The following is an 8,817-nucleotide window of genomic DNA, read 5'->3' on the forward strand; positions in this document are numbered from 1 at the left end:
CTGCTCGCCCGCAGGCGCCGTGGCGGCAGCCAGGGCTGACGCACCGTCGGCTGAAACGCGCGACGCCCACCGGCCTCAAGTGGCCGGTGGGCGTCGCGCGTTGTCGGTGGGGGTTACTCCCGGCGGCTGCTTCCGGTGGTCACTCCCAGCGGAAGAACCGGGCGGCCGCGGCCAGGCCGAGGACGGCCCAGCCGGCCAGGATGCCGAGGTCCGACCACGGCACCCCGGCGCCGTGCTGGAGCACCGACCGCAGGCCGTCCGAGAGCGCCGAGATCGGCAGCAGCTCCAGGACCGACCGTACGGCGTCGGGGAACTTGCTCAGCGGCACGATCACCCCGCCCGCGAGCAGCAGCAGGATGAACACCAGGTTGGCGGCGGCCAGCGTCGCCTCGGCCTTCAGGGTGCCGGCCATCAGCAGGCCGAGGCCGGAGAAGGCGGCGGTGCCGAGCACCAGCAGCGCGACGACGGCGAACGGGTTGCCCTGCGGGGACCAGCCGAGCGCCAGCGCGATCACCGACAGCAGCGCGACCTGCAGCGCCTCGGTGACCAGCACGCAGCCGGTCTTGGCGGTCAGCAGCGCCCAGCGCGGCAGCGGGCTGGCGCCCAGCCGCTTGAGCACGCCGTAGCGGCGCTCGAAGCCGGTGGCGATGGCCTGCCCGGTGAACGCGGTGGACATCACGGCCAGCGCGAGCAGGCCGGGCGCCAGGAAGTCGACCCGCTTGCCGGGGCCCTCCACGGCGACGATGTCGACGGCGGAGAACAGCACCAGCAGCACGGTCGGGATGACCACGGTGAGCAGCAGCTGCTCACCGTTGCGCAGCAGCATCCTGGTCTCGAAGGCGGTCTGGGCCAGCAGCATCCGGCCGACGGGGGCCGCTCCCGGCGCGGGGGAGTAGTCCGTGGAAGTCATGAACGGAGCTCCCGTCCGGTCAGGTCGAGGAAGACGTCTTCGAGGCTGCGGCGCTGGACGGCCAGCCGTTCGGGCAGGATGCCGGAGGCCGCGCACCAGCCGGTGACGGTGGCCAGCAGCGCGGGGTCGACGGGCGCCTCGACGCGGTAGCTGCCGGGGGCGGTCTCGACGGCGGTGGCGCCCGCGGGCAGCTCCTTGACCAGCGGGCCGAGGTCGAGCCCGGGCGGGCCGTCGAAGCGCAGGGTGTCCTCGGCGCCGCCGCGGCACAGCTCCTCGGTGGTGCCGTCGGCGATCACCTTGCCGCGGTCGACGATGGCGACGCGGTCGGCGAGCTGCTCGGCCTCGTCCATGTGGTGGGTGGTGACCACCACGGTGACGCCGTCCCGGCGCAGGTCGCGGACCAGCTCCCAGGTGGCGCGGCGGGCCTGCGGGTCGAGGCCGGCGGTGGGCTCGTCCAGGAAGACCAGCTCGGGGCGGCCGACCACGGCCATCGCCAGGGCGAGCCGCTGCTGCTGGCCGCCGGACAGCCGGCGGTAGGTGGTGCGGCCGCAGGAGCCGAGGCCGAGGCGCTCGACCAGGGCGTCCACGTCCAGCGGGTGGGCGTGCAGCTTGGCGGTGTGCCGCAGCATCTCGACGGCGCGCGCGCCCGCGTACACGCCGCCGGACTGGAGCATCACGCCGATCCGGGGCCGCAGCGCGGCGTTCTGGGCGACCGGGTCGAGGCCGAGGACGCGGACGGTGCCGGCGTCGGGGCGGCGGTAGCCCTCGCAGGTCTCGATGGTGGTGGTCTTGCCGGCGCCGTTGGGGCCGAGGACGGCGGTGATCGCGCCGGCGGCGATGGTCAGGTCGAGGCCGTCCACCGCGACCTTGTCGTCGTAGCGCTTGACCAGCCCGGCGATCTGGACCGCGGGTTCGGAGTGCATACCGGCGAGTGTAAGAGTGCCTCACGGGGTGGCCCGACGCCGCCTCGTCGATCGTTCCGGCAGGCCAGGTAAGGCTTGCCTGCGTGACAGATGACACGAGTGAGGCCTGGGTCACGGCTTGTCCCGGCGGAAGTAATTACGCAACACTGGTGTTGTGAAAAACATGCGCGAGCACGCCCAGCAGCGGGAGGCCGAGTCGGCCCCCGACTGCGACGTGCCCGTGACGGCGGCCGAGGTGCTGCTGGACGGCCACCGGGCCACCCGCGACCGGGTCGCCCGGTCGATCCTGGACCACGGCCCCTCCTCCGCCGCCGACCTGGCGAGCCGGCTCGGTCTCACCGCCGCCGCCGTCCGCCGCCACCTCGACGGACTGGCCGCCACCGGTCTGGTCGAGTCCCGCGAGCAGCGGGTCTACGGCAGCCGCGGCCGAGGCCGTCCGGCCAAGGTGTTCGCCCTCACCGACGCCGGCCGGGACGCCTTCTACCAGGCGTACGACCAGCTCGCGGCCGACGCGCTGCGCTGGATCTCGGACTCGGTGGGCGGCGGCAAGGCGGGCGAGGAGGCGGTCGCCGCCTTCGCCCGCGCCCGCTTCGGCAAGCAGGGCGAGAAGTACCTGGAAGCCCTGCGCCGGGCCGAGGCGCAGGAGCGCCCGGAGGCCCTGGCCCAGGCGCTGAGCGCGGACGGGTACGCTGCCACGGTGCGGCGTGTCCCGTCGGCCGCGGCCAAGGCCCCGGCGGGCGCCCAGCTCTGCCAGCACCACTGCCCGGTCGCGCACATCGCCGAGCAGTTCCCGCAGCTCTGCGAGGCGGAGACCGAGGTCTTCTCCCAGCTCCTGGGCACCCATGTGCAACGGCTGGCCACCATCGCCCACGGCGACGGGGTCTGCACCACCTATGTGCCGGCACCCGGTGCCGCATCGTCGCCCGACCGGCGCCCTGCGGGTCACGGCTCCGATGCAGTGCCGACTGCCGGTACGTCCACCGAAGATTCTGCGTCCGCGCGTTAGGAAGCTCGCATGACTGACACCGTTTCGCACCCGGAGCTCGAGGGCCTGGGCAACTACGAGTACGGCTGGGCCGACCCGGACGTCGCCGGTGCCGCGGCCAAGCGCGGGCTCAGCGAGGACGTCGTCCGCGACATCTCGGCGAAGAAGAACGAGTCCGAGTGGATGCTCAACCTGCGTCTCAAGGGCCTGAAGCTGTTCGGCAAGAAGCCCATGCCGACCTGGGGCTCGGACCTCTCCGGCATCGACTTCGACAACATCAAGTACTTCGTCCGCTCCACCGAGAAGCAGGCCGAGTCCTGGGAGGACCTGCCCTCGGACATCAAGGCCACCTACGACAAGCTGGGCATCCCGGAGGCGGAGAAGCAGCGCCTGGTCGCCGGTGTCGCCGCGCAGTACGAGTCCGAGGTCGTCTACCACCAGATCCGCGAGGACCTGGAGGAGCAGGGCGTCATCTTCCTGGACACCGACACCGCGCTGCGCGAGCACCCGGAGATCTTCAAGGAGTACTTCGGCACCGTCATCCCGGCCGGCGACAACAAGTTCGCCGCGCTGAACACCGCGGTGTGGTCCGGCGGCTCGTTCATCTACGTGCCGAAGGGCGTGCACGTCGACATCCCGCTCCAGGCCTACTTCCGGATCAACACCGAGAACATGGGCCAGTTCGAGCGGACGCTGATCATCGTCGACGAGGACGCCTACGTCCACTACGTCGAGGGCTGCACCGCGCCGATCTACTCCTCCGACTCGCTGCACTCGGCGGTCGTGGAGATCATCGTCAAGAAGGGCGGCCGCTGCCGCTACACGACCATCCAGAACTGGTCGAACAACGTCTACAACCTGGTCACCAAGCGCGCCGTGGCGTACGAGGGCGCGACCATGGAGTGGGTCGACGGCAACATCGGTTCCAAGGTCACCATGAAGTACCCGGCCGTCTACCTGATGGGCGAGCACGCCAAGGGCGAGACCCTGTCGATCGCCTTCGCGGGCGAGGGCCAGCACCAGGACGCCGGCGCCAAGATGGTGCACATGGCGCCGAACACCTCCTCGCACATCGTCTCCAAGTCGGTGGCGCGCGGCGGCGGCCGGACGTCCTACCGCGGTCTGATCGAGATCGGCGAGGGCTCGCACGGCGCCAAGTCCAACGTGCTGTGCGACGCGCTGCTGGTCGACACCATCTCCCGCTCGGACACCTACCCGTACGTGGACGTCCGCGAGGACGACGTGTCCATGGGCCACGAGGCGACCGTCTCCAAGGTCAGCGAGGACCAGCTGTTCTACCTGATGAGCCGCGGCCTGACCGAGACCGAGGCGATGGCGATGATCGTCCGCGGCTTCGTCGAGCCGATCGCGCGTGAGCTGCCGATGGAGTACGCGCTGGAGCTCAACCGGCTGATCGAGCTGCAGATGGAGGGCGCGGTCGGCTGACGTCCAGCCGCACGCGATCCCGTCCGACTTTTGAGGAAGAGAGCACAACGAACAGCCATGGCTGACGTCAACACCCCCACCGGCTCGACCACCGCCGGTTCGATCGAGGTCGGCACCGCCGGCGCGGGCGCGCAGCTCGCCGGCCCCGGCACCGGCCGGGCCACGGTCCAGCAGCCGATCGACGCGCGCGTCGCGGTCAAGCCCTCCTACGACGTGAACGACTTCCCGGTGCCGCACGGCCGTGAGGAGGACTGGCGGTTCACCCCGCTGCACCGCCTCGGCGGGCTGCACGACGGGACCGCCGCCCAGGCCGAACGCGGCGAGGACAAGGTCGAGTTCACGCTGCCGGACGGCGTCACCGCCGAGACCGTCGGCCGGGACGACGCCCGCCTGGGCAAGGCCGGCACGCCGGTCGACCGGGTCGCCGCGCAGGCCTTCAGCGCCTTCGAGCAGGCCCTGGTGGTCACCGTCCCGCAGGACGCGGTGCTGACCGAGCCGGTCAAGATCGACGTGCGCGCCGAGGGCGGGGTCCGCTTCGCCCACGTGGTGATCGACGTCAAGCCGTTCGCCGAGGCCGTCGTGGTGCTCAACCACACCGGCACCGGCACCCGGGCCGCCAACGTCGAGCTGCTGGTCGGCGACGGCGCCAAGCTCACCTTCGTCTCCGTCCAGGACTGGGACCGGGACGCCGTCCACGCCGCGCAGCACAACGCGCTGGTCGGCCGGGACGCCTCGTACAAGTCCGTGGTCGTCACCTTCGGCGGCGACCTGGTCCGCCTGCACCCGCGGGTCAACTACGCCGGCCCCGGCGGCGAGGCCGACCTGTTCGGCCTGTACTTCGCCGACGCCGGCCAGCACCTGGAGCACCGCCTGATCATCGACCACGACACGCCGCACTGCCGGTCGAACGTGGCGTACAAGGGCGCGCTGCAGGGCCAGGACGCGCACGCGGTCTGGGTCGGCGACGTGCTGATCCGCGCCGCCGCGCTCGGCACCGACACCTACGAGCTCAACCGGAACCTGGTGCTCACCGACGGCGCCCGGGTCGACTCGATCCCGAACCTGGAGATCGAGACCGGCGAGATCGTCGGCGCCGGCCACGCCTCGGCGACCGGCCGCTTCGACGACGAGCAGCTGTTCTACCTGATGGCGCGCGGCATCCCGGCCGACGAGGCCCGCCGCCTGGTGGTCCGCGGCTTCTTCGCCGAGCTGCTCCAGCAGATCGGCGTGGCCGAGGTGCAGGAGCAGCTCATGGAGAAGATCGAGGCCGAGCTGGAATCGGCGGTCTGATCCCGATGAGCTTCCTCCGTGCCTGCGCGCTGAGCGACCTCCAGGAGGACGTGCCCAAGCGCGTGGACCTCAACGGCGTGCCGGTCTCCATCGTCCGCACCGACGAGGGGGTGTTCGCGATCAACGACATCTGCTCGCACGCGAACGTCTCGCTCTCCGAGGGCGAGGTCGAGGACTGCATGATCGAGTGCTGGCTGCACGGCTCCAGCTTCGACCTGCGCACCGGCAAGCCCTCCGGCCTGCCCGCCACCAAGCCGGTCGCTGTCTACCCCGTAAAGATCGAAGGGGACGATGTGCTCGTCTCCGTCAACCAGGAGTCCTGAGTACACATGGCAACCCTTGAAATCCGCGACCTGCACGTCTCCGTCGAGGCCGAGAACGGCCCGCGCGAGATCCTGAAGGGCGTCGACCTGACCGTGAAGCAGGGCGAGACCCACGCCATCATGGGCCCGAACGGCTCCGGCAAGTCCACCCTGGCCTACTCGCTGGCCGGCCACCCGAAGTACACCGTGACCGGCGGCTCGGTGCTGCTGGACGGCGAGGACGTCCTGGAGATGTCCGTCGACGAGCGCGCCAAGGCCGGCGTCTTCCTGGCCATGCAGTACCCGGTCGAGGTCCCGGGCGTCTCCGTCAGCAACTTCCTGCGCACCGCCGCCACCGCCGTCCGCGGCGAGGCCCCCAAGCTGCGGCTGTGGGTCAAGGAGGTCAAGGAGGCGATGGCCGCCCTGCAGATGGACCCGGCGTTCGCCGAGCGCAACGTCAACGAGGGCTTCTCCGGCGGTGAGAAGAAGCGCCACGAGATCCTCCAGCTGGAGCTGCTCAAGCCGAAGATCGCGATCCTCGACGAGACCGACTCCGGCCTGGACGTCGACGCGCTGCGGATCGTCTCCGAGGGCATCAACCGGGTCCGCTCGACCGGCGAGGTCGGCACCCTGCTGGTCACCCACTACACCCGCATCCTGCGGTACATCCAGCCCGACTACGTCCACGTCTTCGCGGGCGGCCGCATCGTCGAGTCCGGCGGTGCCGAGCTCGCCGACAAGCTGGAGAACGAGGGCTACGAGGCGTACGTGAAGGGGGGCGCGTCCGAGTGACGCATACGCTCACCGGTCTTCTCGACACCGACGCGATCCGCAAGGACTTCCCGGTCCTGCAGCGGGTGCTGCACGACGAGAAGCCGCTGGTCTACCTGGACAACGCGGCCACCTCGCAGAAGCCGCGCCAGGTGCTGGAGGCGCTCAACGCCTACTACGAGCGGCACAACGCCAACGTCCACCGCGGCGTGCACGTGCTCGCCGAGGAGGCCACGGCGATGTACGAGGGCGCCCGGGACAAGGTCGCCGCGTTCATCAACGCGCCGAGCCGCAACGAGGTGATCTTCACCAAGAACGCCTCGGAGTCGCTCAACCTCGTGGCCAACATGCTCGGTTGGGCCGACGAGCCCTACCGCGTCGACGCCGACTCCGAGATCGTCATCACGGAGATGGAGCACCACTCCAACATCGTCCCGTGGCAGCTGCTGTCGCAGCGCACCGGCGCGAAGCTCAAGTGGTTCGGGCTCACCGACGAGGGCCGGCTCGACCTGTCGAACATCGACGAGCTGATCACCGAGAAGACCAAGGTGGTCTCCTTCACCCTGGTCTCCAACCTGCTGGGCACGATCAACCCGGTCGAGGTGATCGTCCGCAAGGCCCAGTCGGTCGGCGCGCTGGTCGTGATCGACGCCTCGCAGGCCGCTCCGCACATGGTGCTGGACGTGCAGGCGCTGGAGGCCGACTTCGTCGCCTTCACCGGCCACAAGATGCTGGCCCCGACCGGCATCGGCGTGCTCTGGGGCCGTCAGGAGCTGCTGGAGGACCTCCCGCCGTTCCTCGGCGGCGGCGAGATGATCGAGACCGTCACGATGGGCTCCTCCACCTACGCCCCGGCGCCGCACAAGTTCGAGGCCGGCACCCCGCCGATCGCCCAGGCGGTCGGGCTCGGCGCGGCCATCGACTACCTGTCGGCCATCGGCATGGAGAAGATCGAGGCGCACGAGCACGCGATCACCGAGTACGCGGTGGAGCGCCTGCTGGAGGTCCCGGACCTGCGGATCATCGGCCCGCGCACGGCCGTGAACCGCGGCGCCGCGATCTCCTTCACCCTCGGTGACATCCACCCGCACGACGTGGGCCAGGTGCTGGACGAGCAGGGCATCGCCGTGCGCGTCGGCCACCACTGCGCGCGGCCGGTCTGCCTGCGGTACGGAATTCCGGCGACCACGCGGGCGTCGTTCTACCTGTACTCGACGCCGGGCGAGGTCGACGCGCTGATCGACGGCCTGCACCACGTCCGGAACTTCTTCGGCTGACGGGACGCGCCAGGACATGAAGCTCGACTCGATGTACCAGGACATCATCCTGGACCACTACCGCAACCCGCACGGCAAGGGTCTGCGGGACGGCGACGCCGAGGTGCACCACGTCAACCCGACGTGCGGCGACGAGATCACCCTGCGGGTGAAGCTCGACGGCGCGAAGGTCACCGACGTCTCGTACGAGTCCCAGGGCTGTTCGATCAGCCAGGCCAGCGCCTCGGTGCTGAACGACCTGGTAGTCGGCAAGACCGTGGGCGAGGCGCAGGCGGTCCAGGAGGCCTTCCTGGAGCTCATGCAGAGCAAGGGCCAGGGCGAGGGCGACGAGGAGGTGCTGGAGGACGCGGTCGCGTTCGCCGGCGTCTCCAAGTACCCGGCCCGGGTCAAGTGCGCCCTGCTCAGCTGGATGGCCTGGAAGGACGCCACCGCCCAGGCGCTCGCCCAGCACCCCGCAGTGAACGACTGATCCCGCAGAGGAGGACAGACCATGAGTGACGAAACCGCCACCGCCGCCGACGCCACGGCCTCCGCTGTGGAGGAGCAGCCGAACGGCGTGATCGTCGGCACCACCGCCGGCACCGTTTCGGTCGAGGACCTGACCGAGGCCCTGATGGACGTCGTCGACCCCGAACTGGGCATCGACGTCGTCAACCTGGGCCTGATCTACGGCATCCACATCGACGAGTCCGACGTGGCCACCATCGACATGACGCTCACCTCGGCGGCCTGCCCGCTGACCGACGTCATCGAGGACCAGGCCAAGACCGCCACCGACGGCCTGGTGCAGGACCTGCGCATCAACTGGGTCTGGATGCCGCCGTGGGGCCCCGACAAGATCACGGACGACGGCCGCGAGCAGCTCCGCGCGCTGGGGTTCAACGTCTGACGGACGGCCGGTACGAACGCCGCT

General features: G+C 70.5%; 10 protein-coding genes. 8 read left to right on the forward strand and 2 right to left on the reverse strand.

Features of this window, described 5'->3' with window-relative positions; translation table 11 throughout:
* Nucleotides 1-139 precede the first annotated feature (139 nt).
* Both J0670_RS21495 and J0670_RS21500 read right to left on the reverse strand, forming a co-directional pair.
* Nucleotides 140-910 carry an ABC transporter permease gene (locus tag J0670_RS21495; protein ID WP_207813271.1) on the reverse strand — a complete coding sequence of 257 codons (771 nt, stop codon included), beginning with the start codon at nucleotides 908-910 and terminating at the stop codon, nucleotides 140-142.
* Nucleotides 907-1,833, reverse strand: a complete 927-nt coding sequence (locus J0670_RS21500; RefSeq protein WP_207813272.1) for an ABC transporter ATP-binding protein — start codon at nucleotides 1,831-1,833, stop codon at nucleotides 907-909. Before J0670_RS21500 ends, J0670_RS21495 begins: the two co-directional genes overlap by 4 nt.
* Nucleotides 1,834-1,996: 163 nt before the next feature.
* Here J0670_RS21500 and J0670_RS21505 point away from each other — a divergent pair, with 163 nt between their 5' ends.
* Genes J0670_RS21505 through J0670_RS21540 form a run of 8 tightly spaced genes read left to right on the forward strand, consistent with a single transcriptional unit; the run spans nucleotide 1,997 to nucleotide 8,793 of the window.
* Entirely contained in the window at nucleotides 1,997-2,839 is an 843-nt protein-coding gene (locus tag J0670_RS21505; protein WP_207813273.1) for a MarR family transcriptional regulator, read from the forward strand.
* A 9-nt stretch (nucleotides 2,840-2,848) separates the two neighbouring features.
* Nucleotides 2,849-4,264 carry a Fe-S cluster assembly protein SufB gene (gene sufB, locus J0670_RS21510; protein ID WP_196952642.1) on the forward strand — a complete coding sequence of 472 codons (1,416 nt, stop codon included), beginning with the start codon at nucleotides 2,849-2,851 and terminating at the stop codon, nucleotides 4,262-4,264.
* 57 nt (nucleotides 4,265-4,321) lie between these two features.
* Nucleotides 4,322-5,554, forward strand: a complete 1,233-nt coding sequence (gene sufD / locus J0670_RS21515) for a Fe-S cluster assembly protein SufD (protein ID WP_207813274.1) — start codon at nucleotides 4,322-4,324, stop codon at nucleotides 5,552-5,554.
* Nucleotides 5,555-5,559: 5 nt separating this feature from the next.
* Nucleotides 5,560-5,877: a bifunctional 3-phenylpropionate/cinnamic acid dioxygenase ferredoxin subunit gene (locus J0670_RS21520; protein ID WP_207813275.1), complete on the forward strand. Its 318-nt coding sequence runs from the start codon at nucleotides 5,560-5,562 to the stop codon at nucleotides 5,875-5,877.
* Nucleotides 5,878-5,883: 6 nt separating this feature from the next.
* A complete protein-coding gene (gene sufC, locus J0670_RS21525) occupies nucleotides 5,884-6,648 on the forward strand; it encodes a Fe-S cluster assembly ATPase SufC (protein WP_196952639.1) in 765 nt (254 codons plus the stop codon).
* Nucleotides 6,645-7,904 carry a cysteine desulfurase gene (locus tag J0670_RS21530; protein WP_207813276.1) on the forward strand — a complete coding sequence of 420 codons (1,260 nt, stop codon included), beginning with the start codon at nucleotides 6,645-6,647 and terminating at the stop codon, nucleotides 7,902-7,904. The genes sufC and J0670_RS21530 overlap by 4 nt, the downstream gene beginning before the upstream one ends.
* A gap of 16 nt (nucleotides 7,905-7,920) precedes the next feature.
* Nucleotides 7,921-8,373, forward strand: coding sequence for a Fe-S cluster assembly sulfur transfer protein SufU (sufU, locus tag J0670_RS21535; RefSeq protein ID WP_207813277.1), 453 nt, complete (start codon nucleotides 7,921-7,923; stop codon nucleotides 8,371-8,373).
* Nucleotides 8,374-8,394: 21 nt separating this feature from the next.
* A complete protein-coding gene (locus J0670_RS21540; RefSeq protein WP_279383051.1) occupies nucleotides 8,395-8,793 on the forward strand; it encodes a metal-sulfur cluster assembly factor in 399 nt (132 codons plus the stop codon).
* Nucleotides 8,794-8,817: the final 24 nt, after the last annotated feature.

It is taken from the genome of Streptomyces sp. FH025 (genome assembly GCF_017427025.1).
Lineage (GTDB): Bacteria > Actinomycetota > Actinomycetes > Streptomycetales > Streptomycetaceae > Kitasatospora.